Genomic DNA, 25365 nt, shown 5'->3' with positions numbered 1-25365 from the left:
CCGGACCGGCCCCAGTTCCCGAGATAAAGTGTAACGCCTCTTCTTGGCCTTCTTTTCAGGGGCGGGGCCGCCCCCGATACCCACGGGCGAGCCGCCCGTGCCACGGATGAGAAAGCCTCCGAACGGGGTTCGGAGGCGGGAGGGGCCGCTCTGGAGAGCGGCGGTCCGGGGCTAGCGGGGCTGCGGCAGAGTCGGAACTCGGCCACCGGTGTAGAGGTATCGCCAAGCGGCGCGGGGCTTGGTGATGTCTTGGCCTTCTAGGCGCGGGTCGAGCTTGGCGGCTTGGACTACCGTATCGCGCGCCTTGGTAGCGAGGACGATGGCGTCGTGCTCCAGTTCGCGGGCCTGAACCTCGTTCGCTTGGCGCTCCTCGTTCGTCGTTCCCCCGGTCTTGTTCTGCTTGCGGATATTATCCGCCTGCAGCCGCTTGGCGCCGGAGACGCTGGAGTAGACCGCGCCCAGAACCGCCTGGGCGGCGGCGTAGGTCGGAGCGGCGTGACTGGCAGCCTCGCCCAGGCTCAGCGACTCGTCGAACTTCCTCTGCATCAGGGCGACGAGGGAAAGGCCGGAGAGCGCCTGAGCGGAATCGGGCCGGGCGGTGAGGGCGGTCTCGAAGTAGGCGCGAGCCGTTTCCAGCCGCTGATCCATCTCGTCCGCGCTCGGCTTGCCGTTCAACGCGAGGCCCAGCGAACGGTTCCCCTGCTCTACGTAGGCATCTACATTGAGCGGATCGTCCAGGACGGCGCGCTCGAAGTAGGTCTCGCCCCGACCAAACTCCTCAAGCTTGTTGTTAAGTGCGCTGGCGAAGAAGCTGACGGTCGATCGCTGTCCGGTCCCCTTCTCAAGCTGATCGAGCGCGCTCCGCATCGTCTTGCGGGACTCGGTTCGCGAAGCGGTGTCGGCGCCTCCGATGTCGTCGTAGTTCAGCAGCAGCGTGCTCTTGTCGATGACGCGGTGACGGACGAATTTCAGTGCGACGTACGCCTGAGCGCTAAGCACGGCGGGGTCATCCGAGCTCGTCACGAGCGCATCCTTCAGCGCCGCGTCCGAGGCATCCACGTTGCCCGCCTCGGCAAACAGAACGGCCAAACCCGCATAGGTAAACGCGTCAGCGGAACCGTACTTCTTGACGTCGTTGAGAGTGTTCAGTGCGTCGGCATAGCGGCCGAGACGCATCTGAGCGTAGGCGATCCGGTTACCCACGTCCGTACGGCGGTTGTCCTTTCGGAACGCCGGCTCCAAGACGGCGAGAGCCGCCGAATACCGGTCCGCAGAGAGGGCGGCGTCGGCATAAGAGATCAAGTGGGCGTCATCGGGAGCGCTCAGCTTGTCGAATTGGGAGTCCACAAACTTGCGGCGGGTATCGACGGCGCTCTTGAATGCGTCTTTGATGGTCGCAAGCGTCTCCTTTCGATCACTCGACCGGCTCATGGTGGTGAACGCCTGGCGAAGCTTGATCGAGGAGAGAAGGTCGGCCGCGCTTTGGTTGTTCGGATCGTCGGATACCGCGTCCTCGGCAAACTTCTGCGCCTTATCGAACGTTCCCTTGCCGAGATAGCCGCGGGCTACGATGATGCGAGCGGCGTTCGACTTGGGATCGATGCGGAGCGCGATCCGGCCGGCGGTGATGGCGTCGTCGAACTTCGAATCTTGGAGCGCCTCGGTTCCCTTCTGAATGTGGAAATCGAGTCCCTTGCCGAGCGCGTTATCGATCTTGACGGTGACCGCGGCTTCTCCCGATTCACCCTCGGTGGTGAACGCCTTGAAACGGAGCTTGAGATTTCCGTCGGTTTCGGCAAGGCTGTCGATGGTGAACTCGTAGGGCGTGCTCGTGTCCTTGTCGCGTAGCTCGCTACCGACGTAAAACTCGACGCCGGTGACGGCGTTATTAGCGACGACGGTGACTCGGAAGGTGTGCTCTCCGGTAATGACAAGCCCGTTCTGGGCATTGACTTTCACCTGAACGGTGCCCTTTTGGGGGGAGAGGAGCGACAGGATAGCGGTGGCGAGAAGGACGTTCATTATCGCGAAACCTATACAACGGAGTATGACGGATGAAAACGGGCAGTCATTCCGAACGGTTTTTAAAGGATAGGTCTTTTCTTCGGATCAGAGTCTGCGGAAGCGTCGTCTAATGCGCCCTGTAGCATCGGCTCCCAGCAGACGAACCCCTTTTCCCGTCAGCGAAAAGCCATGTTCAAGCTTCCCTCGTTTGATTCGCCCGTAGCCCGGGGGTTTGTCCCCAGAGAGACCTTGAACCGCGGTTAAAGCCACGGGCTACGAGCGAAATCAGATAAGGGGAATGAAACCTAATTTGTCAATGACCCTAATCCCTGGGCTACGGGCGAATCAAATGCTGTCAGCGTAATTCCTCAACCGTTTGCGGCTCGTCCGTCGCGGGGGCTCCGCCTAGGTAGGCTCCACATGTGCGATCGATCGGTTGGCTTGGAGCAGTCTTGATCGCGAGCGGGTGCTCGCGGGGTACGGCAGCCGTGACCCCCGCCTCGCCGCCGAGCGCCGGGACGGCGATGGTCGCCGCGGATCCCGCACAAAAGCTCTACGAACAACTTCACGCCGCCGCGTTCCAGTTCAGCACCGCCTCTGACAACCTGAACGACGCCGTCGCCGCGCTTCGGCCGCTGCCAGGCACCGTCGGCGGAGACACAAAAGAAGCGCTGCTCAACGCCCTCGACGGTCTCGACAGTACCGGAAGAACCCTCGTGGACATGGCGCAACCGCCGGAGCAGCAGCAAGTCCGGCAAGATCAGGCGGCGAGCGAAAAACAGCGGGCGAAATGGGTGGAAGAGGGGATCGACGCAATCCGCGAGCTCCGTGACGCGTCCGACACCGTCGGCGACCTCATCGAAAGCAAACCCCCACCCAAGGAAGCGGCCGCCCTCGACGAAGCCGACGGCGCGATTTCAGATGCGCTGGATGCCATGGAGGACGCGATAAAGCTTCTAGGCGGAACCGTGCCGCCGGAAAGCACCGAAGGTCAATGATCTTGCGGACCGCAGAGCTCCTGCTCTGCCGCTGCTGTACCGCAGGTATAGCAAGATCATCGGCGGGGACGTCGACGCTACGGGCGGGATTTCTCCACCCCCAACCCCCTCCTCATCGCACAAACATCGACGAGGAGGGGGCTCCGGAGGATGTGCTATACTCCTCAGTCACCTCGGGCAAGGGCCCGATTTGGAATTTAACGAGCATGAGCGAAGAGACCAGCAGAACGCCCCGCGCAGATGGCCAGCCCGGGGGAGGCTTTCCTCGAGCCGACAAGGACGCGCCTGAGGGCGGCGGTCGGTTTAAGGGGAAGCGTCGCCGTAAGGTGAGCTACCTCACCACGAACAAAATCGACTATGTCGATTACAAAGAGGTTAACATCCTCCGCCGCTTCCTCAACGATCGCGGCAAGATCCTGCCGAGCCGCCAGAGCGGAAACACCGCCAAGCAGCAGCGCATGATCGCCGAGCAAATCCGCCGCGCCCGCGAAATGGCCCTCCTGCCGTTCGTGGTCACCGAGATGGGCAGCGATCGCCGCGAGTACGGCCCCCGCCGCGAGCGCGGTCCTCGCCGCGACGACATGAACGCCCAAGCGCAAGCTCCGGCGGCCCCCGCCGAGAACGCCGAAGCGTAAAGCGGCGGTGTATGAAGAGCCCGAACGTCGATTCGACGTTCGGGCTTTTTTGTTTTTGAGTTGATGGACAAGCAATGAAGATTAAGGCGGCGGTATTTCGATCGGCGGGAGTCCCGTTCTCCGTAGAGACGCTGGACTTGGAGTCGCCCCGTGCCGGCGAAGTCCTGGTTCGCATTCGAGCGGTTGGAGTCTGCCATAGCGATTGGCATCTGATGACCGGCGCCACCCAGCACCCGCTCCCCGCCGTGCCGGGACATGAGGGAGCGGGAGTCGTCGAGGCCATCGGCGAACGGGTCGGCGCAGTTTCCGTCGGTGACCACGTCGCCCTCAACTGGGCGCCAAACTGCGGCGAATGTTTCTACTGCCAACACGGCCGCCCCAGCCTCTGCGCCGCCTACGTGGAGCCGATCTGGGCCGGGACGATGCTCGACGACACCACCCGTTTATCGCAAAACGGCGAGCCTGTCTACCATTTCAGCGCCCTCGCCTGCTTCGCCGAACACGCCGTGGTGCCGCAGGAGTGCTGCGTCCCCATGCCCAAAGAGCTTCCCTTCCCGATCGCGGCAGTAATCGGGTGCGCGGTCACCACCGGAGTCGGATCCGTCCTAAATACCGCCAAGGTCCCGGCCGGAAGCTCGGTCGCCGTGTTCGGAGCGGGCGGCGTCGGCCTCAGCACCATCATGGGCGCCCGGGTCGCGGGAGCCGCCCGGATTATCGCCGTCGACGTCTCGGAAGAAAAGCTCACTTTCGCCCGCGGTTTCGGAGCGACCGACGGATTGACCGCCGGACCGGGAGTGGTGGCCGCCATCCAGTCCATGACCGAAGGCCGAGGCGCCGACTTCGTTTTCGAAGCCGTCGGAATCCCCTCCGTCCAAGAGCAGTGCCTAGAGGCGGTTCGGCCCGGCGGAACCGTCGTCTTCTCCGGGATTTCCCCCATGGGAAGCGCGACAAATCTCCCCGGCGCCGTTCTAACCCGGCAAGAAAAGACCGTCATGGGCTCGTATTACGGCACCTCGCACGCCCCACGCGACTTCCCCTTATATGCCGAAATGTACCGGCACGGCCAACTGGACCTCGACCGCCTTATCAGCCGGACGTATCTACTGGAGGAGATCAACGAAGCCTACGCCGACATGCTCGGCGGGCAGGGTGGGCGCGGCGTCGTCGTGTTCCCATAGCGCTCCCCACCGATCCCCTTCCGTTGGTGATGACCGACCCATGGTCGGCCCCTGCCAAACGGCGAGTCCGGGGCGCTGAGTTTCACTCACCGCATCTTCGCCAACGCATACGGAAACACGTCGATCGTCGGACCGTCGGCGGCAAAGGTGGCTTCCGACTCGTGCAACTCGACCACCTTCTTCTGACCGTTTTGAATCACCGCGAACCGGAGGCGGAACGGATGAGGCGTGCCCGATTGCTGCACCGTAACCTTGCCATTGGAGTTAGCCACCACCGACAGAGTGGGGAACGTAGCGCCGTCGATCCATTGACGCCAGAACCAGTCGAGCGGCTTGCCCGACGCTCGTTCGAAGTACGCGCGTAAATCGTCCCACCGAGTGTCCATCCCTCGGCGTCCAAAGGCGATCGCCTTCAACGCGGCGAGGACGTTATCACGGCCGATCTCCGTTTCCAGCATCTTCAGCACGTACGCGCCGCGATAGTAGGTGGTGTTTCCATACGACCAAGCGACCGGCATCTGCGACAGCGGAACCGGGACGCTCACTGTCTTCAACCCGTTCTCCAATGAGCGGTCGGCGTTGTTTTGGTAGGCGATGGAGTCGATGTACTGCGTGACCCCCTCGTTCCAGCTATCGTGCACGTAAGCGCATGGCGCCAAGCCGCCAAAATAGCTGTGCCCCATCTCGTGGCTGACCGCCCAGGTGGTGATCCCTTTCTTAAGGAAGGTATGGCTGTAGCTCTCGATTCCGTAGTAGGTCGCCGAATCGTAGCACTCGTACCCATTGAACGGGAGCGGTCCCAGGTTCCGTCGGTAGAACTCGGCGGCGTTGACCATGTTCTGGAGATCCTTGGCCGCCACGTCCCGCTTGATCGGTTCGAGTTGGTAAACGGTGAACAACTGGCCGCCCGCTTTTTGCTCGGCAACTTTCGTATAGAGGCCGCCCATCACCTTCGGATAGCTGATCGGCAGGTCACACCGGAAGTGGCTGACTTTCCGATTACCGTGCCTCTCCACCGCCCCCCGCTCCCCTTCCGCCCTTACCGTCCACGATGCCGGCGCGTCGATGACGGCGTCGACCGGAAACGGCAGCCGAGCCAACGATGGGATCCACCACGAGGTGAGATAGGCCGCCTTCGCTGAAACACTGTCTTCACGATCGCCTACCGGCAGGGTTGCGCCATAGTTGAAGCGATAGCTGTCCGCCGGGTGGCTTGTCCACGGAATCAGCAGGCTCCCGACCCGCAGTAACCGCCCATCGTGCGGCCGGGCAATGTGCCGGTCGTCCGCCGTCACCGCTCGGCCGGGCGAAAATTGGTACACCTCGTTAAGCCGAAACACCGGTGCCCGCTGCGCACTGCCCACCGTCAGGTCGAGCTGGACCGAAATGTCGGCGCGGGACTCCTCGGGAGAGAGCACGGTTCGATGGCTCACTTTGCGGATCCGCCAGCCGCCGCTATCCGCCTCCGAAACCTCCGAACCGAGACGGAGCCCTCCCGGCGTTTCGATCACTCGGTAAACCGGATCGTGGTAGTCCTCCAGATCCTGAAAGGTGTGGAAGACCACCCAGTACCGTCCGTAGCCCGTCCACCCGGGCGGCGCCGGGAGCATCCCGACCTTCAGCTTCTGCAATCCACCCCGACTCTTGGCCATTTCGAACAGGTAGCTCGACCCCGCCTTGTTGTCGAACGCCTGGGCGATCGCCTCCCTATCTTTATCCCGCACCGCGGCGGCGAGCTTCTGAAGGAATGCGTCCGGGGAGTCGGCTTGGCGTAGGAGCAGAAGGGGAAGGAACACCATGGGTTAGACGATCCCGCTTCGCAGCAGGTCTTTGAGAACTAAGAGGCCGATGAGGCGGTCTTCGAGCACCACCGGCATTTCGCCGATCTTGACCGGATAATTCTGAAACGCCTCCAATGCCTCCATCGCCAGCAGGTCGGGTGTTATCGTAGCGGCGTTGGAGTTCATGATCTGGGCGGCCGGAACGTCCATACGCCCCGGATCCTTCAGCAAGTGCCGCCGAAGGTCGCTTTCGCTGACAATTCCTCTGAGAAGCCCCTCCTCCACAACGCAAGCCGCGCCGACGTGTGCCTCCGTCATCGTTCGGATCACTTCCAAGATCGAGTCGCCCGGGCCGACCCTTCCAATCTCAGCCGCCGGACGCATCACATCGGCCACCGTCAGCGTCAACCGTTTTCCGAGCGCGCCGCTCGGATGGAAACGGGCAAAATCGTCCGGACTGAACCCGCGCCGTTCCATCACCGCGAGCGCGAGGGCGTCGCTGAGGGCGAGCATAACGGTGGTGCTGGTCGTGGGGGCGAGGTTATTCGGGCAAGCCTCCTCGCCAACATGGGTCTCCAAAACAAGGTCGGCGAGCCGCCCCGCGCTACTCTTCGGCCGTCCGGTAACGAGGATCGTACGGGCGCCGATCGACCGAAGCGGTGGGAAAAGCCTCACGAGCTCGTCCGTCTCCCCGCTGTGGCTGTAGAGAATCACGACGTCGCCGCCGGTGACCATGCCGAGGTCGCCATGGACCGCTTCCGCCGCCTGGAGAAATCCGCTAGGGGTGCCGGTGGAGCTCAGCGTCCCTGCGGTCTTCCTGGCGATGTGACCCGATTTGCCGATGCCGCAGGTCAATACCCGGCCGGTGCAGCCGAGAACCCACTCCACCGCTTCAGAGAACGAGTCGCCTAGCTGGTCCGCCAGCGTTTGCACCGCCTCGGCTTCTTGCCTGAGCACCCGCCGCCCCACTTCAAGGCTCATCGGCGCGACCCCAGAATCGTTTTGCCGAAGAGAGAGGCAAACCACTCGACGACCATGACCGCCGTCGCGTTATTGGCGTCGACGAGCGGGTTCGTCTCCACCACGTCCACCCCGGCCAGACGGTAAGGGCAATCGGACGCCGCCATCATTTCGAACAGCAGCTCGGCGCAGAGATGCGCTTCCCGGTAAGTCAGCCCGCCGCGAACCGCGGTTCCGGTCCCCGGCGCCAAGATCGGGTCGAGCGCGTCGACGTCGAAGGAGATCCACAGGTGGCTCGCTCCGATCGTGCGAAGCCAACGATCGAGGGTGTGCATCGTGTTGACCACGCCGTGGCGGTCGATGTCGTGCATCGTCAGCGCGAGCCCTTGCAATTGCGGAACCTCCGGCGGGTCGACATCGCGTAGTGCGTACCAGGCGGTTCGGTTCAGGCTAAGCCGTGGCCCGGAGCCAAGCGCTTCCTGAAGGGCGTTCCACTCTTCGTCGACCTTCCCCTCCGTCCCACTCGGCAGCCCGGCGAGCGCGGCGATCGGCATTCCATGTAAATTTCCGCTCGCGGAGGAGCCAGGGGTGTTCGCGTCGGCGTGCGCATCGATCCAGAGAACCGCGACATCTTCGCCGTGAAACTGAAGCGCGGCGGCGACCGCGCCGGCGACGACCGTGTGCTCACCACCGACGACGATCGGCAGATTTCCTTCCAGATACGTCTTGTAGACCGCTTTCCGCAGCCCGCGGACCGTCTCCAAAAGGGGTGGGAAGTTACGCATCCCGTCCTCGTCGGTTTCAGGTCGCATCGCCGGCATATCGCCGCAGTCGCGCACCTCCAGCCCGATCCCTTGGAGTGTTTCGACCAGCCCCGCATATCGCACCGCCGCCGGCCCTAGCGCGCACCCCGGCCGCGACCCGCAAAGGTCAAACGGAACCCCGATGACGTCGATCACGCCCTTATCGTGACAGCTTTTCGAGGAGCCTGGCTTCGCGAGGGAGGGGCACCCGCCTTTAGGGATCGCCAACCCGGGGTCGCGGGAGCGACCGCCGGGCTAATTTCTGAAGACCCCTCCGGGGTCGGATTCGATGCCACCGCATTGCGTTCGGCGCAACGCTCTGAATGCTCCGACGTAGGCTGTAAACTGCCGGGCATGACCGTCGGCGTGGTCGCGATTCAGGGCGACTTCGAGAAACATATCGAAGCGCTTCACTCCGTGGGGGGCGTGGATGTGGTCGAGGTTCGTTCTCGTGAAGATCTCGCGAAGGCGGACCGGCTCATTATTCCGGGCGGTGAGAGCACCACCGTCGGGCTCTTAATGGCGAGATTCGGGCTTGGCGACGCGTTACAGCAGCGGGCCGCCGAAGGGATGCCGATGTGGGGCACCTGCATGGGGATGATCCTCATGTGTGAGAACGTCGAGAACCGCTCCGATCAGTACACCCTCGGCCTGCTCGACATCGACGTCCGCCGGAACGCCTTCGGCGCTCAGGTGCACTCGTTCGAAGACGCCGTCCCGCTTCACGGTTTGGACGAGCCCGTTTGCGGCGTCTTCATCCGAGCGCCCGTCGTAACCCGCCTGGGCGAGGGGGTCGCCGAGCTAGGGCGCTACGAAGGCCAGGTCGTCGCGGTACGGCAGGGGAACCTTCTTGGAACTTCGTTCCACCCCGAACTCACCGACGACAGGCGGCTGCACCGATACTTCCTGTCGTTGTAAGCTCGAGACTTGGTCCCGCGCCGGCAGAGCGCGACTAGGGTCGCGCTCTGCTAAGGCGGATCGGTCGCTACTGCACTCGCTGAAGGTACATATCGCGGAGTCGCGTGAATTTACTTTCCAGCCTGACTGGCTTGCCATCGACGAAGACATAGCGGATGTTGCTTGTCATCTCGAACGGATCGCCGTCGGTGATGACGAGGTTTCCGGTCTTGCCTGGGGTGATGCTGCCGAGTTTGTCGGAAACACCGAGGATCTCGGCGGCGGAGAGGGTTAGAGCGCGAACCGCGTCTTCGCGCGAGAGGCCGTAGGCGCACGATTCACCGACCCGTTCGGGGAGGTTCTTCGCGTCCGCGTAGCTGTCGCTCATGAAGCAGAACTTGACGCCCGCTCGCTTCAGGAGAGCCGGAGTGGCGTAGGGCGTGTCGTACGGGTCCCAGTCGTTGGTCGTCGTATTGGCGCTCAACGTCGTCTTGCCGGCGGCGGAGAGGATGACTGGAATGTGGTTATCGGCCAGCAGCTTGGCCTCTTTCCAGGATTCCGGCGCGTCGACGACGACCGCCTTCAGTTTATATTTCTTCACGAACTCGACCACCGCGATGATTCCCGCGCGGTCGCGTACTCGGATGAAGACCGGGAGCTGACCGCTAATGTAAGGCTGCATCGCCTCCAACGAGAGGTCCGCGACGTCGTGGGCCTTCCCGTACTTGACCGCCTTGTCGAAGTAAGTCTTGATGTCGTCCGACGTGGTGCCGTCGCCACCGCCTCCGAACCCTTGACCGCCTCCGCCCATATTGTCGTTCTTGTCCGAACCGGAGCCGTCTCCGTCGTTGTCGCCAACGGTGTCGATATCGACGTCGCTAAATCCGCCGCCACCACCCGGCCAGTTGAGGCAGAGGGCGGCTTTGGGTTTGACGCCCATCAACTCGTTCGTCCAACCGGCCGTGTTGATGACGGAGCCCTGTCCCGACACGGTGCCGCCCCGGGGGCAGGTGAAGACCGACGTAACTCCCACGCAACGCGTGGTCGCCAAATGCTCGCTCCAGGATTGGACGGCGGTTAGGGCGACGAGGTCGGGCTGGTTGGTGCCGAACTCGCGCGCATCGCTCGCCTGGCCCACTTGCCCGAACTCCGAGAGACCGATTGTCGTACCGGCATCGATGAACCCCGGATAGACGTGCATCTTTCGGGCGTCGACCACGATCGCGTTCTTAGGAACCATGACCTGGTTCCCAACCGCCTTGATCTTCCCGTCCTCGAGCAACACGATGCCGTTCGAGATCGTGGGGCCGAGCACCGGATGGATCGTGGCGCCTACGATGGCATAGACGTTGCCTAACTTGGGCACGGCCGGGCTGGCAACGTACGTGAACGGATCGAGCTTTGTTTTGGTGATCGAAGACTTGTCGACCCCGAATGCGTCGCGACGCTGAAAGAAGACTTCGCCATCGATCAGCGTGGTATTCACCCGCGAGTAAGTGCTGAGCGGGTGGCCATCCCACACCACGATATCGGCATCTTTGCCGATGTCCAAGCTGCCGACGCGGGTATCGACGCCGAGTTCCCTGGCCGGATTCATCGTGACGAGGCGAAGCGCCTGGTCCTCCGTGAGGCCGCCATACCGCATCGTTTTGGCCGCGTCCAGAATCAGCGCAGTGGTGCCGGAGACGCCGTCAGTGTTGATGGAAACGTTGGCGCCCGCCTTGGTGAGGATGGCGGCGGCGTAGGGGATGCAGTCGTACAGCTCCAGCTTTCCGGCCCAGTCGTCTTCGAAAATCGAGACGCCGACCCCTGCCTTCGCAAGCTCGGGAGCGATCTTGTACGACTCCAGGGCGTGTTGCATCGCGCCGATCTTGAATCCGAATTCCTGGCTGAGGCGCACCATCATCAGGATCTCGGAGGCGCGGTACGAGTGACACTGAACCCAGATCTTTCGGCGAAGAATATCGGCCAACGTCTCCAGCCGGAGGTCGCGCTGAGGCGCGACGGCGTTTCGATCAGTCAATCGAGCGGCGTCGTAGGCGTCCCACTTCTTCATGTAGTCGCGCGCCTGGGTGAAGGCGCGGCGGTAGACCGCTTCGACGCCGAGGCGGGTGTGCGGGAAGCGGGTCGATTGCTGATTGCCGGAGCGGGTGACGTTCTCACCCAGGGCGAACTTAATCATCCTGGGCGCGCCGGGGAAGAGGATGTCGTCCACGGAGCGGCCGTACTTGAACTTGATGACCTGACTCTGCCCGCCGATCGGGTTGGCGCTGCCGTGCAGGATCATGCCGGTGGTCTCTCCGCTGGCGGCGGCTTGCCAGATCGTCTTGGCGTCGGGGTTAAGGACGTCCAGAATCCGGACCTCGCCTACGATGGCGTCGGTCCCCTCGTTGGTGGAGTCGATTCCTCGGTGGACGTGCGCATCAACGATGCCGGGCGAGACGACCTTTCCGGTGGCGTCGATCACGGTTATCCCTTCCGGAGCGACGAGGTCTTTGCCGATGGACGCGATCTTGCCGTGGCGGACGAGGATGCTCGTTCCCTCGAGGGTGCCGTGCGACGCCGTGAGGAGTTTGCCGTTCTTGATGAACACATCGCCGCCGGTTTTGGGCAGCGACTTTCGCATGGTGTTCGTTTCGACCGGGAACTTGGTCGGAGGGCTCGTTTGGGCGGCCGCGAGGGCAGGGACGACGAACAGGAGACCGATCATTCGTTGGATGCTCATTTCTTGCCTCCCTTCTTGAGGTCGAACTTCTTCCCTTCCACGAGAACCGAGGAGACCTGGCTCTTTTCGTCGGCAAAGTCGCCGGTCATGATGACGAGGTTGGCCAGCTTGCCCACTTCGATGGTGCCGACTCGATCGGAAATCCCGAGGATCTTGGCGGAGTCGGAGGTGAGCGCTTTCAGCGCGGCTTCGCGGGGGAGACCGGCGCCGATCGTTTTGCGGACGTTGGCCAGGAAGTCGCCGAGGCCCGATCCGCCGGTGGAGAAGGCGATGGGGATGCCGGCCTCGGACAGGGCCTTAGCGTTGTGGGTCTTCTCCACCCAGGTGGCGTGCCGCTCGTCCAAGACTTCTTGCGGGGTTGCGTCCGGAGCATCTTCCACCTTAACGCTCGGCTCGTAGCCGAGGTCGGGCGAAAGGATTACCGCGGCATTCTTCTTCTTCAGAAGATCGATGCTTCGGTATGCCTCGCCGCCACCGGTGACGATGAAGCGGAGGTTGAATTCGTCGGCGATGCGCGCGGCTCGGCTGATCTCTCGGGCGGTGCTTACCGCGAAGAGGGCTGGAATCCGGCCAGCCACGAGCGGGCGAAGGTTCTCGAGCCCATCGTCTTTCTTCGGCGACTTTTGCGCAGCGTAATACTGCGCGTCGGCGAGTTCCTGCCTAAGGGTTGCCACCGTGCCGAAGAGGGTGCCGGGGTATCCGCCGGCCGCGCCTCCTCCGCCGCCCCCGCCTCGAAAGGAGAGTTCCCCGGCGGCGCTGGGGACCAGGATGCTTCCCTCTTCGATGTAATCGATGACGGTCGCGATGCCGCGGACGGAGCCGGAGCCGCCGGAGAGAAGTGCAGTCGTGATTCCCTGGGCGTAATTGTCGCTCAGCTTTCCTTTCAGATCCAGACACTTGGAGGCGACGATGTCGGGCCGCATCCCTTTCGGGTTTCCGTGCCACATTGAGGCGGGCGCGGTGTCGCGGTTGCTCGGCGGCGTGCCGCCGGTGGGCGGGCTTGGTAGTTTCAGCCCTTCCGTGGTGTAGGCATCGATGAAGCCAGGGTAGACGACGACGCCCTTTCCATCGATCGTGGTGGCGCCACTGGGAATGGCGACCCCTTCGCCGACGGCAACGATCTTGCCGTTCTGAATGACGATGTTGCCGTTAGCGATGACGCGGCCGTCGCCGATCTCGATTTTGACTCCCGTAATGGCTAAAGGAGTGGATTGAGCAAAGGCTCCCGACGCCGCGAATACGGCCAGAAGCAATGGTTGCTTGAAGCTAAAGATAATGAACCCTCAGATAATTGGAATCGGCCGGCGCTCACGCACCCAGCCTATGGCCGTATCTTAGCGGTTTCTGTCGCTTTTGGTGTACCGCCCAATAGTTTCCGATTGTCGACGGAAATGCATCGACGCATAGGAGCGGCAACCCTTCCCTCCTCGTCGTAGAACCGAATCTCGTACTGGCCCGGTGGCAGAGCGAGGTACGGGATTGGCTTTCCGGGCCATATGACGACTCGATCTACCGGAATCGCGTCTTCCGGCTCCCCCACCACAGAGGCCTCGGCGAGATAGCGCAGCGCGGGATCGGGAGCCTTAAAGGGAATCGGAATCAGGCGCCTACCGGTTTCCCAAGTAATCCAATTCGGGCGTCCATGAACGAGCTCGGTTCGCGGAAAGAAGACCTGCAAATCGACGGCATTCTTCGCCCAGCCGCCAGTCCAATAGGTTCCGTCCGGACGCCGCAAGGCGATCGGCGATTTTGGACGGTGCCTCGCCATGACGTGGTCGTAAGAAGCCCAAGCGTTCTCCGACGGAGACTCTTCCCGCATGTCGGCGGTGTCGACCGTGAAGACGTCGAGGCCGGTTTCTTCGATCAGCCGAGCGGCCATCCAGCGATTGCCGACGGAGTCGCTGGCCTTGTAGATATGGCTCCCTCCGGCGTGAACGAGCACTCGCGCCCTCGGATTTCGGTGAAAGACCTTCGCGATCAGGTTGTGCGCCTCCTCCGTTTCTCGTCGGGCGATCGCCTGGGCATCGGTATCGGACGGGACGTATATCGTGCTTTCGTAAGCCACCGGTTGGTAGCCGACCATAAGCATTTCGCGCACGATTTGCCCGAAAAGAGGTTCCAGCGTGTAGCGGCCCGTATCGAACCTTGCGTGACCGGATAAGATGAGCGGCTCGTAATTCTGGAAAGTCTCCGCCGCGTAGTAGCGGTACCCCTCGCTCCGCAAGCGGCGCATGACGGCCAGGATAAAGGTGCGGACCTGAGGCACATGGTGCATCTCGTTGATCATCAGGACCTGATGCCGCTTAGCCTCTCGGACGACCGCCTCCACGGCGTCGACCGAACGGCAGGCATCGAGCTCGTCGATGGGCGGCTTGGCGTTCCGATCCTGGTACTTCGGAAAGACCTCGTTCGCCTTCTGCGTTTCGCCTAGGAACGAGTAGAACCACCCCAACGTTTGGCTGCTGAAGTCGTCCTTCCCGGTGGCCGCCCAATGATCCTCCATGATCTTAAGGGCGTGGAGCGCGCTACCGCGGGTCCGTACCGCTTGAAACGCTTCGGTCATAGGGTCCGGTTTTCCGGCGGCTTGCCCCAGCAAGAGCGCCGCGACGAGAAGGGGTGCGAGCATGGACCGCTACCAGGAACCGCTATCGCCACCGCCGCCGCTGCTGCCGGAGTCGAAGCCGCCGCCGGAGTCGGAGGAGCTGGAGCTGCTGGAATCGTAAGTCGAACTGCTCGACGAGGAATCGTAGGAGCTGGCGATGCCGATGTCGGAAGGGTTCGTATAACCGGGGTTCGTACCGGGATCGATCCAGACGTTGGTCGTCGAGTCGTACGGGGCGCCGTAGCGGCGAGGCCGGGTCCAATCCAAGGGGCCACTTATTCCCCGCATCCGGTTTACAAAGGTGATGATGACCGAGATGAAGACAATCGCGAATATCCCAAAGAATATAAGCATCACGCCGCCAAACCCGGCCGCGAAACTGCCTATCGACGATGATGAATCGTCGCTCGACTCGCCTTCCTGGTAGTCCACCATTGCCGGAGCGGCCGACCCGGGGGTCTCCGCGGCGGCAGTCCGGAGCATGTTATCTAGATCGCGCACGCCATCCCGGATTCCCGCCGAGTAGTCGCCTTGCTTGAACCTGGGGATGATCGTCCCCACCATAATCCGATGCGAGTCCGGATCGTATCGGTGCTCCCAGTCTTTGCCAAGCTCGATTCTCGCCTTGTGATCGTCTTTCGCTACGAGCAGCAAAATTCCGTGGTTGGCATGCTTCGACCCGATGCCCCAGGTGTCGAAAAGCTTATGAGCGTATGCCTCGATGCCGATGGCCTGGGCGCCGACGGAGGCGAGCGATGGAACCGTCGCCACCACGATCGGGGCTCCTGTCGTCTTGAGCACGGATCGCGAGCGAAGCGTGATGTCCGCCTTGTCCGGCTCTTTGAGGAGACCCGCGCCGTCGGCGACGAAGCTACCATCCGGCCGAGCCGGGTATGTCTGCGCACCGGCCGCCACGACGAGCAGGAACCCAAGCAAGACTGCGATGCGCTTCACGAACTCAGTATACGAAGGGGCCGCGAGTTAGGTTGAAGCGCTACGTCGGCAGCGGCTTTAGCCCCGACTCGATCTCGTCGCGACGATTCTCCAGGAATGGGGGGAGGGCGAGATGTTTGCCCAACTCCTCCATGCTCTCGTCGCTGGCGAAACCAGGACCTTCCGTCGCGAGCTCGAACAGGATGCCGCCCGGCTCACGGAAGTAAAGGGAGTGGAAATAGAACCGGTCGATGTAGCCCGAGGTGGAAATGCCGGCGGCCTCGACCTTCGCCTGCATCGCGAGCAGCTCCTCGTCGTCTTTTACGCGGAACGCGACGTGGTGCACTCCGCCCGCGCCCACGCGACCCAGCCGATTGGCCCCCGACACGACCAGGCGGACTCGTGCCGCTTCGTCGTCGGTTTCGAAATACCCGCTGGAGAGCCGCTTGTAACCCAGAATGTCGGTCAGCACCTTGGCCGTGCTCTCTGGCCGGGCGCTCTCGATATCTACTCCGAGGATGCCGCGGATCGCTTTTTCTTCTGGCACCTCGCTGGTCCACGGAACGGCGTCGCTAGAGCGCTTGTCTTCAACCAACTCCAGCCGCTGCCCTTCTGGATCGTTGAACAGAAGATGTCCCTCGCCGAGATGCGGGAACGCGGAGGCCGCTTCGAGCCGGTCGTGCCAGAAATCGAGCGAGCCTTGTGGCACTCGAAAAACGGTAAGGGCCACCGTGCCGGGGCCTGGAAGATTCGAGCCCGCGCTGGGCCAATCGAAGAACGTCATGTCCGTCCCCGGCGTACCGACCGCGTCCGCATAGAACAGGTGATAAGCGCTGACGTCGTCTTGGTTTACGCTCTTCTTGACGAGCCTCAGGCCGAGGACGCCGGTGTAGAACTGCAGGTTCTGCCCGATATGAGCGGTCACCGCCGTGACATGGTGAATCGAATGGTTTGGCATCGCTTACGTCCTTCTACGGTTCTACCGCGCGAAAGGGTTTTCAGGCGCGAAGCGCTTTGGGAGTGCGCGAAGCCCTTCGCGCTTTTCACCGGCGAAGCCCAGAAAGCGTAGTCATCGTAGTTCGACCGGTGGTCCACCTAGACATATTTGTGAGTCGGAGAGGCTGATACCCAGCCTCTCCGACGCCCCAATCTTAGTGAGGCCGTAAAGCCCCGGTTCTCACCAGACGTTGTAGAGCTTCGGATCTCCGTAGTGGGCGATGCCGCGCAGAGTTCCGTGCTTGAATGCCGCGTAAAGGGGATAGGTGCTTTGCGAGATGTAGCTGCCGGCGGCGTAGAATCCGGTCAGAGTTACCAGCATCGAGTTCACGTTCGTTATTACCTCGGTTCGGTGGAACTCGCTTCCCGAAATCGTTCCGACGTACTTGCCCGGAGCCAGCCAGCCCAAGTGGATGCCGCCGTTTAAGTGCCCGATGCCACTTCTCAGCTCCCCGTTCCCCAAAACACGCAGGAAGGGACCCATGGACGACCGGTAATCGCCGGTATCCATCGCGTAAATGGCTGTATGAGAAGTCAGAACCGGCTTCGTCAGATGAACGGTGTTGCCGCTAAAGATATCGTCGCAACTGGTTGCGCCCGCCCCATACATAACATCGATATCGCCCAAAGAGCATGAGATCGAAACCGGACCGGTGAGCAGCGCGGTGACCGGCGCCGACTCGGTCAGCAGGGCTCCGGTCAGGGCGTCGTACCGGCGGAGCTTGTAATGAAGCGCGTCGGTTTGGAACACGACGAGGAGGTCGGGGTCGGAGAGATAGTCGTTTCCGGCGGTCACCCGGCAGGTGCCGAAACACATCGCGATCGCCTTTCCCTGACCGTTGTAAGGGATCATTCCGTTGTACATGCCGGTGGCGACATTGAAGTTTTTGATGCCAGTGTCGTCAGCGACGTAAACCCGCTTGTTGACGGTTTTCACGTTGTAATACTCGGTGCTGCAAGCAATCGCGCCGGCGTGGTTTAGGTAGAGGCCGCCGATCGAACCTTGGTACGCTCCCGTTTCGGAGTCGATGCGATGAATGACGCTGACTCCCGTCAGGTCACCCGAGTCGGACACCAGGGTCAGAATGCCAGGGTCGGCCAAGGCGGTGGCGAAGGTTGCGAAGGCGGCTAGGGACGTGAGAGCGATGCGAAAGTTCATGAAAATTGGTCTCCTTGAGCTGGGCTGAAACGACGGATCGTTCCGATTAGGGTTGGCGGTAGGTCGCGACGCCGGAAAGGCTGCCGTGGACGAAGTAGGACTCGATCGTCGCCTTCGGCTGGAGCGTGATGACCGGTAGGTCAATAAAGTTGTAGAGGTTCACCTTGACCGGGTTCACCTCGGTCGCCATCGTCACTTCGCCGGCCACCATATTGAAGCTGGAGCACTCGGCGGCGCCCAAGAAGCGGCCATAACCTAGCCAGCCAACATGCCCGCCGGCGTTCAGATCGCCTTGCCCCAGCCGAATTTCACCACTTGGCAACACCCGAAGGAACGATCCGTACCAGGCTCGAAAGTCTCCGGCGTCCCGAAAAGCTTGCGGGGTTGTGGCGTAGTAGATCGGCGGGATCTTGAGCTGGTTGAGCGTCGGAGCCATGTTGTAAAGATCGCCGATCGTAGAGGCGAGATCGCCATGGAGAACCTCGATGAGGTACGACAGGCGCGGTCCCACGGAGACGGTGCTCGCAAAGGTTCCTTTGTGATAGATTTCCGAGAAAAAGAAGAGTCGGCCGTCCGCGTAAAAGTCGGTATATCGACGAACTCGGTAAGCAGCCGCCGCCGTTTGTTCGACAAAGTTGACTCCGCCCCCGAAGTCGTAACCGATTGCGGCCGCCTTTCCCGGATAGATCTTGTCTTTGGGTACAAGAAGCCCAAGGTATTTTCCGCTGACGACACTGAATCGCTTGAGCCCATCGTCGTCTGCCACCACAACCGTGGTGCCGGCGCGTTGGATCGCGAGGGGCCCCGCATGTTTCAGGATGCCGGCGCCGAACGAGCCGAGGTATTGCCCGGTTTCGGCGTTGATCTTGTGAATCACGCTCCCGTTGTACGAGCCCCCCGCATCTGAAATCAGAGCCATGTGAGGAGCTTGGGCGGTGGCGAATCCGAGGGCGCCAAGGGCGGTGAATCCGGTCAAAGCAAGGCGGGCGACAGTGCAAACGTTCATAAGGAATCTCTCTTTCCGTGGACCCAATCGGTCCGGAGTAAGAGGATGTTTGCACGGCCCACCGGCCTTCTCAGAGGCGCAAGTGGTTGTCACAGCGGCGGGATCGGTTTGTCACCGAATCAGCCTCGATCCGTCACAAGAGCCCCGCGGGCGCGCCGAAAGTCCCGGCTAAACCGCTAGCTATCGAAGAGCGCTCCTAGATCGTCGGTCGTGCCAGGAGTGGAGTCGACGCGCCGGGTGAGACCGTCGAGATAAGCGGATTCGAGGTGGGAAAATTCGATTCCTTGCTCCTTGGCCAGCCCTCGGGCAGAGGATAGAGCCTTGCCGGCGCCGATGAGATCCCTCTGTTCGAGTCGAATGGCTGCCAGGGTGTGGAGGGAGGTCGATATGCCGCGGAAATCGTCGTACGAGCTCCATGCCCGGAATGCCTCGTGGGCGGCCGCCTTTGCCTCGTCAGCCCGGCCGAGAGCGAGCAGCGTCCGCGCAATGGAGTTGTCTTGGTCCGCCAATTGGTAGGCGTTCCTAAGTCGCGACCACTCGGCACGGGCCTGCTGGAAATTCGCGAGCGCTTCGGGGAGGAAGCCCAATCCTATCGCTGCCTTACCTAAAAGCTCCTGCTGAACTCCCCTCCGACGTGGGTCGCTGAGACGATCGACGGTTGGCGCAATACGTACCAGCGAACGCTTGGTGGCGGCGTGCTCGCCCAGCTCAATTGAGACGAAGCCTCGATAGTGGACGGCGGCCACCAAGCCCACTTCGTCCCCCAACGCCTCGGCGATGGCGATCGCCTCGTCAATTCGGGACGCCGCCTCCTGAAGCCGTCCGCCGAAAAACAGCAGATCCCCCTCGAGCATGGCAAATCGGCCGGCGACCGCGGGAACCTCACCCGCTTGCGCCGCCAGAGGCTGGAGTTGGACAAGCACATCGTCGAAGGGGGTCCGCAGGACGTGGCGAGCCGTGACCAGGCGCATCGCTTCAACGAGCGCCGCGTTGGCAAAGTCTCCACTCAATTGGTAGTCTTTGGCGGCCTTTGCGAACGACTCCGTCGCCTGCCGCATCCGGTTGAGCCCCGCCAGAGCCATCCCCTTGCCAAATTCCGCCGCCGCATCAAGTTCCGTTAAGGGACACACGAGGTCGAAGTCTCGATAGAGGCGCTCTAGCTCGGCGTGTCGACCCCGGGTGGTGTCGTAGATCCATAGCCGCGAGAGAATCTTCTGCACCGAATCCGGATCGTTCTGAATCCCGAGTTCGACGGCAAGGTGCAGATTGTCGGACTCGGCATCCAGAGTTTCGAGCAACGATAGTCGGCGGGGAGTTAGCGTGTCGGGCAAAAGCTCGCTGATTTCGGACGCCATCGCTCGGACAAAGGCGATCCGGGCTTCGCCGGTCTCCTCGCGCGACGTTACGTATTCGCGCACAGTTTCTAACATCGTGAATCGCATGGTCGATCCGCGATCGTCGACCGACACGAACGAGGCATCTACCAGCGCTTCCATCGCCTCCAGCGCGTCGTCCCGAGGCAAAACGCGCTCGACTTGGCTTAAGGTCCAGCCGCCTCGGAAGGGGGACATCTGAATCAGAGCCCTTCGCTCACGGTCCCCCAATGCCTCGAAGCTGCCATCGAAGGCGGCCCGAAGCGATCGATGACGCTCTGGCAGGTCGTTGGCTCCGCCTTGCAGCAGCCTGAATCGATCTCCAAGGCGCTCGAGCAATGCTCTTGGCCCGAGCAGGCGCAACCGGGGAGCCGCCAAGCGGAGAGCGAGCGGGATGCCGTCCAGCCTACGCGCGAGCTCGGCAAGGTCGGGGTCGTTTTGAAGTTCCGGACGCTCCCAGCGAGCAAGGTCCGCGAGCATGGCGCCGGCTTCTTCGCCCAGGGGCCCGAGGGCAAGGATTCGCTCGCCCGCGATGCGAAGCGACTGCCGCGACGTGGCAAGGATTCTAAGCGAAGGGCACGCTTCCAAGAGTTGCCGCACTAATTCAGCGGATTGGGGCATCAGGTGCTCCAGGTTGTCCATCACGAGGAGACAAGGGCCTGGAGGTAGCGACGCGGCGACGACCGCGGCCGGCTCCGCGGTCGCGGCCCCCTGCCAACCCAATTGAGCCAGCAGCGTCGCGGCCGCGGACTCTGGCGATGGCGAACCCGCGAGGGAGACGAAGGCGACGTTGCCTCGATACGCGCCGCTCAGGCCTAAGGCCGCTTCGCGGGAAAGCCGTGTCTTCCCCATCCCTCCAGGACCAACAAGGCTCATGAGCCGCCCGTCCCCATCTGGAGCGAGGTGCTTTGCAATCGTCACCATTTCGTCGAGCCGACCGAAAAAGCGATCGAGGGGGGCAGTCAGGGTGGGTAGCCGCGGCGTTTCGAACGGCTTCAAACTTCCTTCCTGAACCTGCGTGAACAGCGCCTCCGCCTCTACCGAAGGCGAGCCAACGTTCTGTTTGCGCATGGCCCGCTTCATGCTTTGGAACTCCGTCACCGCGCTGGCCGGAGTGCCAAGTGCGGCATGGGCTCGAACCGCGACGAGCCGCGCTGCCTCCTGGCCCGGATCGTTCTCGATCACGAAGCCGATCGTCGACAACGCCTCCTCCGGACTGCCTTTATCGAGGAGAATTTGTGCGAGCGCCACCAATACTTGGCATTTCAGACCCTCGGCGGCGTGGCGCTCCGCAACCACCCAGGGGTCTTCCCAACCCGGAAGGAATGGGCCATCGGCCGCCTCGGCCGCTTCACGCAGGCGAACCTCTCTCGAAGAGTCGCCTTGAGTTAGTTCGAGGCTCCGACGAAGAAGTTGGAGGTCGGTCGTAAACGCAGAGAGTTTGAGGCCGATCGTGTCCGAATCGCCCTCGAGGGCGTCTGCCGCTGGCCCTAAGGCTTGCCGTAGCCGCGAAAGTTCCTTTCGAAGCCGCAATCGAGTCGCATCGTAAAAGTCATCTGGCCACAGGGCGTCGGCAAGATCCTCGCGACGCATTTGGCCGTTGCGCACTAGGGCGAGAAGGGAGAGGATTTTCGCTGAGCGTTGCGTGCTAAAGAGGGTGCTCCTCCCCGCGTCGAACGCCGGTCCTTCGATCGCGACGGACCCAAACTGCCGGATCCGCCACGTCGTTGACATGTCTGCCTCATTGTATCGGACGCAGACGTCGGCAAGAGGAAGTCAAGGACTAGTGAGTCCTTTGCACTCAAGATCTCAGCCTCAACCTTGGAGAAGGTTCCGAAGGCGTTCGGAGCGGGCGGCCTCGACTACGGTGCGGCCGAAGCGGTCTCGGCTTAGAGGATCCGCGCCATGGGCGACGAGAAGCCGGACCACGTCCTCTTTTCCGCAATTCACGGCCCGGCGCAGCGGAGTCTCTCCGTTCGAGTCTCGGGCTTCGATATTTGCTCCCGCTTCCAACAGGGCCTCCGCGATGGCCACGGTTCCTCGCCGGGCCGACATGTGGAGCGGAGTCATGCCGCCTACGCCGGTGACCTGATTCACGTTCGCACCGTGAGCAATCAACAACTCCAGCGCCGCCCGCCCGTCCGCCTCGTTGCCGCTACCGTTGGCAACTCGATAGAGGGGATTGTGTCCGCCCGTATCACTCGTTTCTATTTCGGCGCCGAACTCCAGCAGCAAGCGAAGGCGGGGAACATCCCAGGAGATCGCGGCCGCGCAGATCAGATTCCGGCCATGGTCATTCAACTTTGCTAGCGATGGATCTTCCTCTAGTTTCTCGCGCAAGGCGGCGATGGGGAGGCCGTATAAATGAACCAGCGGATCGGCCAACGTTGCGGCGAGCTCGGTCAGGTTCGACAGCAGTTGGGTCGAAATTGCGTCGCTGACCCCTTCCTCTTCAAGTGCGGCCTTCATGTGCGCCAACCACCGAGTTGCCTCCTCCGATCCGATGGCAAGGTGGGCATGCCGGCAAATCATGCTGGTCTTGCCCCGTGCGCCCGTATAAACCGCTTCCCCACCGGTCCGTTCGGTCAAGAAAAGCGCCAACCGCTCTTCCAAGGCGACCATGTTCTTAGGGAAAAGCTCCATCAGCTTCGAGTCGGATTCGACCTTGTGATGGAACCGCTTAGAGATCCGCCTGAACGCCTCGATGCCGCCCACCGCATCATAAACGCCCACCAACCCCTTATCCTCAAAATGCCCCTTCACGTCCTTCCCTATTCGAGCATAACCGAATAACTCGCGCTCCCGATTAGATGTTGCGCTCGCCCAAGCCGCGGGACCGGGGCAAATCTCAACTCAAATTGAGGCCGAGGCCTACGCCACCTCAGCGTCCGTTGGTTGATTCAAGTTGATTCATTCGCGATACCGGTATAAAAGCCCGCAGCGATGAAGTTCACCGATGGGAACTGGATGATGCGGAAGGGGGTGCGGGCTGCTTATGCCGCGGAGGCGTATGAGGTTCGCGCGGGGGCGGAGGAGGTTACGGTATTGGCGCCGACCTCGAACATCCGGCATCGGGGGGATACGCTCGGTGGGCCGGTTCTTACAGTTCGCCTCTCGGCCCCGATGGATGGAGTGATCCGGGTTCGGATTTCGCACTTCGAGGGCGGAGTCGATCGGGGGCCGCATTTCAAGCTGTTTCCCGATGCCGAGGGCCGGACTCCCTCACCCCCAACCCCCTCACCCTCGTCGGCACATACATCCGAGGAGGGTGAGGGGGCTCATGCGGTCATTCTTACTTCGGGCCCTCTTTCGGTTCGTGTACCAAAAACTGGGTGGGCGATCGAGTTTGTGGCCGATGGGAAGGTGATTACGCGGAGCCCGGGGCGGTCGACGGCCTTGATGACGGTCGACGAAGATAAGAAGTACATCCAGGACCAGCTTCTGCTTGGCGTCGGCGAGAACGTCTACGGGCTTGGGGAGCGGTTCACCGCGTTCGTCAAGAACGGGCAGACGGTCGACATCTGGAACCAGGACGGCGGGACAAACTCCGAGCAGGCCTATAAGAACATTCCGTTCTATCTAACCAGCGGAGGGTACGGAGTCTTCGTCAACGATCCAGGGCCGGTCTCGTTCGAGGTGGGCACCGAGCGGACTTCGCGCGTCAGCTTCAGCGTGCCGGGCGATGTGCTCGAGTACTTTGTCATCTATGGCCCCACGCCGAAAGAGGTGCTGCGCAAGTACACGGCGCTCACTGGCCGCCCCGCGTTGCCGCCCGCGTGGTCGTTCGGACTCTGGCTCTCCACATCGTTCACCACGAACTACGACGAAGCCACCGTCACGAGCTTTATTCAAGGAATGGAGGATCGCGACCTGCCACTCCATGTCTTCCACTACGACTGCTTCTGGATGAAGGCATTTCACTGGACGGATCTCGAATGGGACCCGGCGATGTTCCCGGACCCCGCCGGCATGCTCCGGCGGCTCAAGGCTCGCGGCCTCAAGATCTGCACTTGGATCAACCCGTACATTGCCCAGGCCTCCAAGCTGTTCGAGGAAGGCAAAAAGGGCGGCTTTCTGATGAAACGGCCGAATGGCGACGTGTGGCAATGGGACATGTGGCAGCCGGGGATGGGAATCGTCGACTTCACCAACCCCGCCGCTACGAAGTGGTTCCAAGGCAAGCTCGCCGAGGTGATCGACATCGGCGTCGATGCGCTGAAGACCGACTTCGGCGAGCGGATCCCGACCGACGTGGCGTACCACGATGGCTCCGACCCGGTCCGGATGCACAACTACTACACCCAGCTTTACAACCAAGCCGTCTTCGATCTCTTGAAGGAGAAGACGGGAGAAGGGGTGCTCTTCGCCCGGTCGGCCACGGTAGGCGGCCAGTGCTTCCCGGTCCACTGGGGTGGCGACTGCTGGTCGGACTTCGAGGCAATGGCGGAAAGCCTTCGGGGTGGCTTGTCGCTCTGCCTCTCCGGCTTCGGCTTTTGGAGCCACGACATCGGCGGATTCGAGGGGTTACCGCCGGAGGCACTGTACAAGCGGTGGGTGGCGTTCGGCCTCCTCTCCTCCCACAGCCGGCTCCACGGCAGCGGCTCGTTCCGGGTGCCGTGGCAGTATAGCGACGAGGCGTGCGACACGCTTCGCTTCTTTACCAAGCTCAAATGCCGGCTCATGCCGTACCTATTCGGAGCCGCGGTCGAGGCACACGAGCAGGGGATGCCCGTGATGCGGGCGATGCTCCTCGAATTCCCCGCCGACCCGGCCGCCCACACGCTGGACCGGCAATACATGCTCGGCGAGTCGCTGCTCGTGGCCCCAGTCTTCTCCGACCACGAGGTTGAGTACTACGTGCCCGCCGGGCGGTGGACCTCTTTCCTCTCAGGGGAGGAGATCGTCGGGCCGAAGTGGGTGCGGGAGACGCACGGATTCCTGTCGGTACCGCTGCTAGTTCGGCCGAATTCGATCATCTCCGTCGGGGCCGTCGACCAACGCCCGGACTACGATTTCGCCGACGGCGTGACCTTCGAGGTGTTCGCGTTAGACGACGGCGTGACCGCCACCGCGGTCGTACCGACGATGTCGGGCGGAATCGCCGGTACGGTTTCGGTGACTCGCACCGGAGAGCGCTACGAAGCCAAAGTCGATGGCGACGTGAAGAACTGGTCCGTAGTGCTTGTCGGTTTGGGGGAAGCAGGAACGCGTGGGTTGGCGTTGCGGCCAGAGGGCGGAGCTTCGTCGGCTAGCAATTGATGAAAAGCTAGGCGGTAAGAGGCAAAAAAGGGCCCCGCGCTGAGGGCTAGCGACGG

At 62.3% G+C, this 25365-nt stretch carries 17 protein-coding genes and 1 pseudogene; 5 read left to right on the top strand and 13 right to left on the bottom strand.

The window, feature by feature from the left end; genetic code table 11:
• Positions 1 to 171: 171 nt before the first annotated feature.
• On the bottom strand, positions 172 to 2022 hold the full coding sequence (locus tag OP10G_RS12055; protein ID WP_025225634.1) for a tetratricopeptide repeat protein: 1851 nt from the start codon (positions 2020 to 2022) through the stop codon (positions 172 to 174).
• A gap of 404 nt (positions 2023 to 2426) precedes the next feature.
• On the opposite strand from OP10G_RS12055, the gene OP10G_RS12050 reads away from it, so the two are divergent.
• The 3 genes and pseudogenes from OP10G_RS12050 to OP10G_RS12040 all read left to right on the top strand — a co-directional run bounded on the left by OP10G_RS12050 (position 2427) and on the right by OP10G_RS12040 (position 4815).
• Positions 2427 to 3002, top strand: a complete 576-nt coding sequence (locus OP10G_RS12050) for a hypothetical protein (RefSeq protein ID WP_025225635.1) — start codon at positions 2427 to 2429, stop codon at positions 3000 to 3002.
• 290 nt (positions 3003 to 3292) lie between these two features.
• Positions 3293 to 3523: pseudogene (gene rpsR / locus OP10G_RS27875) on the top strand (30S ribosomal protein S18); the annotation flags it as partial.
• 188 nt (positions 3524 to 3711) lie between these two features.
• A complete protein-coding gene (locus tag OP10G_RS12040) occupies positions 3712 to 4815 on the top strand; it encodes a zinc-binding dehydrogenase (protein WP_025225637.1) in 1104 nt (367 codons plus the stop codon).
• Between the two features lie 86 nt (positions 4816 to 4901).
• Here the strand turns inward: OP10G_RS12040 and OP10G_RS12035 are convergent, their stop codons facing one another.
• The 3 genes from OP10G_RS12035 to OP10G_RS12025 are packed head-to-tail and all read right to left on the bottom strand — an operon-like array spanning position 4902 to position 8515.
• Positions 4902 to 6614, bottom strand: coding sequence for a M1 aminopeptidase family protein (locus OP10G_RS12035; protein WP_025225638.1), 1713 nt, complete (start codon positions 6612 to 6614; stop codon positions 4902 to 4904).
• A 3-nt stretch (positions 6615 to 6617) separates the two neighbouring features.
• On the bottom strand, positions 6618 to 7577 hold the full coding sequence (locus tag OP10G_RS12030; RefSeq protein WP_025225639.1) for a KpsF/GutQ family sugar-phosphate isomerase: 960 nt from the start codon (positions 7575 to 7577) through the stop codon (positions 6618 to 6620).
• Entirely contained in the window at positions 7574 to 8515 is a 942-nt protein-coding gene (locus OP10G_RS12025) for an arginase (protein ID WP_025225640.1), read from the bottom strand. The genes OP10G_RS12030 and OP10G_RS12025 overlap by 4 nt, the downstream gene beginning before the upstream one ends.
• Positions 8516 to 8713: 198 nt before the next feature.
• On the opposite strand from OP10G_RS12025, the gene pdxT reads away from it, so the two are divergent.
• On the top strand, positions 8714 to 9277 hold the full coding sequence (pdxT, locus tag OP10G_RS12020; protein WP_025225641.1) for a pyridoxal 5'-phosphate synthase glutaminase subunit PdxT: 564 nt from the start codon (positions 8714 to 8716) through the stop codon (positions 9275 to 9277).
• Positions 9278 to 9344: 67 nt separating this feature from the next.
• On the opposite strand, the gene OP10G_RS24545 is transcribed toward pdxT, so the two are convergent.
• The 9 genes from OP10G_RS24545 to OP10G_RS24530 form a co-directional block, all read right to left on the bottom strand.
• On the bottom strand, positions 9345 to 11981 hold the full coding sequence (locus OP10G_RS24545) for an amidohydrolase family protein (RefSeq protein ID WP_025225642.1): 2637 nt from the start codon (positions 11979 to 11981) through the stop codon (positions 9345 to 9347).
• Positions 11978 to 13234 carry an amidohydrolase family protein gene (locus OP10G_RS12010; protein WP_025225643.1) on the bottom strand — a complete coding sequence of 419 codons (1257 nt, stop codon included), beginning with the start codon at positions 13232 to 13234 and terminating at the stop codon, positions 11978 to 11980. The genes OP10G_RS24545 and OP10G_RS12010 overlap by 4 nt, the downstream gene beginning before the upstream one ends.
• Positions 13235 to 13302: 68 nt before the next feature.
• Complete coding sequence (locus OP10G_RS12005; RefSeq protein WP_025225644.1) at positions 13303 to 14607, bottom strand: hypothetical protein; 1305 nt, start codon at positions 14605 to 14607, stop codon at positions 13303 to 13305.
• Between the two features lie 6 nt (positions 14608 to 14613).
• A complete protein-coding gene (locus tag OP10G_RS24540) occupies positions 14614 to 15537 on the bottom strand; it encodes a TPM domain-containing protein (protein WP_025225645.1) in 924 nt (307 codons plus the stop codon).
• A 40-nt stretch (positions 15538 to 15577) separates the two neighbouring features.
• On the bottom strand, positions 15578 to 16474 hold the full coding sequence (locus OP10G_RS11995) for a ring-cleaving dioxygenase (protein ID WP_025225646.1): 897 nt from the start codon (positions 16472 to 16474) through the stop codon (positions 15578 to 15580).
• Between the two features lie 219 nt (positions 16475 to 16693).
• Positions 16694 to 17671: a hypothetical protein gene (locus OP10G_RS11990; protein ID WP_025225647.1), complete on the bottom strand. Its 978-nt coding sequence runs from the start codon at positions 17669 to 17671 to the stop codon at positions 16694 to 16696.
• A gap of 46 nt (positions 17672 to 17717) precedes the next feature.
• The gene (locus tag OP10G_RS11985) at positions 17718 to 18677 is read right to left on the bottom strand and encodes a hypothetical protein (protein ID WP_025225648.1); all 960 of its coding nucleotides are present in this window, start codon (positions 18675 to 18677) and stop codon (positions 17718 to 17720) included.
• Between the two features lie 176 nt (positions 18678 to 18853).
• Positions 18854 to 21784 carry an AfsR/SARP family transcriptional regulator gene (locus tag OP10G_RS24535; protein ID WP_025225649.1) on the bottom strand — a complete coding sequence of 977 codons (2931 nt, stop codon included), beginning with the start codon at positions 21782 to 21784 and terminating at the stop codon, positions 18854 to 18856.
• 81 nt (positions 21785 to 21865) lie between these two features.
• Positions 21866 to 22813, bottom strand: a complete 948-nt coding sequence (locus OP10G_RS24530) for a globin domain-containing protein (RefSeq protein ID WP_025225650.1) — start codon at positions 22811 to 22813, stop codon at positions 21866 to 21868.
• Between the two features lie 180 nt (positions 22814 to 22993).
• Between OP10G_RS24530 and yicI the strand changes: the two genes are divergently transcribed.
• Positions 22994 to 25309 (top strand): alpha-xylosidase, encoded by a 2316-nt coding sequence (gene yicI / locus OP10G_RS11970; RefSeq protein WP_025225651.1) that lies wholly within the window; start codon positions 22994 to 22996, stop codon positions 25307 to 25309.
• Positions 25310 to 25365 lie beyond the last annotated feature (56 nt).

Source organism: Fimbriimonas ginsengisoli Gsoil 348 (assembly GCF_000724625.1).
Taxonomy (GTDB): Bacteria; Armatimonadota; Fimbriimonadia; order Fimbriimonadales; family Fimbriimonadaceae; genus Fimbriimonas; species Fimbriimonas ginsengisoli.
The sequence above is the reverse complement of the archived record's forward strand: the minus strand, read 5'-3'. Positions and strand labels throughout refer to the sequence as shown.

Coding starts and splice junctions, on each gene's coding strand:
- OP10G_RS12055 (WP_025225634.1), bottom strand. CDS start 2,022: ATGAACGTCCTTCTCGCCACCGCTATCCTGTCGCTCCTCTCCCCCCAA.
- OP10G_RS12035 (WP_025225638.1), bottom strand. CDS start 6,614: ATGGTGTTCCTTCCCCTTCTGCTCCTACGCCAAGCCGACTCCCCGGAC.
- OP10G_RS12030 (WP_025225639.1), bottom strand. CDS start 7,577: ATGAGCCTTGAAGTGGGGCGGCGGGTGCTCAGGCAAGAAGCCGAGGCG.
- OP10G_RS11995 (WP_025225646.1), bottom strand. CDS start 16,474: ATGCCAAACCATTCGATTCACCATGTCACGGCGGTGACCGCTCATATC.
- OP10G_RS11985 (WP_025225648.1), bottom strand. CDS start 18,677: ATGAACGTTTGCACTGTCGCCCGCCTTGCTTTGACCGGATTCACCGCC.
- pdxT (WP_025225641.1), top strand. CDS start 8,714: ATGACCGTCGGCGTGGTCGCGATTCAGGGCGACTTCGAGAAACATATC.
- OP10G_RS24535 (WP_025225649.1), bottom strand. CDS start 21,784: ATGTCAACGACGTGGCGGATCCGGCAGTTTGGGTCCGTCGCGATCGAA.
- OP10G_RS12005 (WP_025225644.1), bottom strand. CDS start 14,607: ATGCTCGCACCCCTTCTCGTCGCGGCGCTCTTGCTGGGGCAAGCCGCC.
- OP10G_RS11990 (WP_025225647.1), bottom strand. CDS start 17,671: ATGAACTTTCGCATCGCTCTCACGTCCCTAGCCGCCTTCGCAACCTTC.
- OP10G_RS12040 (WP_025225637.1), top strand. CDS start 3,712: ATGAAGATTAAGGCGGCGGTATTTCGATCGGCGGGAGTCCCGTTCTCC.
- yicI (WP_025225651.1), top strand. CDS start 22,994: ATGAAGTTCACCGATGGGAACTGGATGATGCGGAAGGGGGTGCGGGCT.
- OP10G_RS24545 (WP_025225642.1), bottom strand. CDS start 11,981: ATGAGCATCCAACGAATGATCGGTCTCCTGTTCGTCGTCCCTGCCCTC.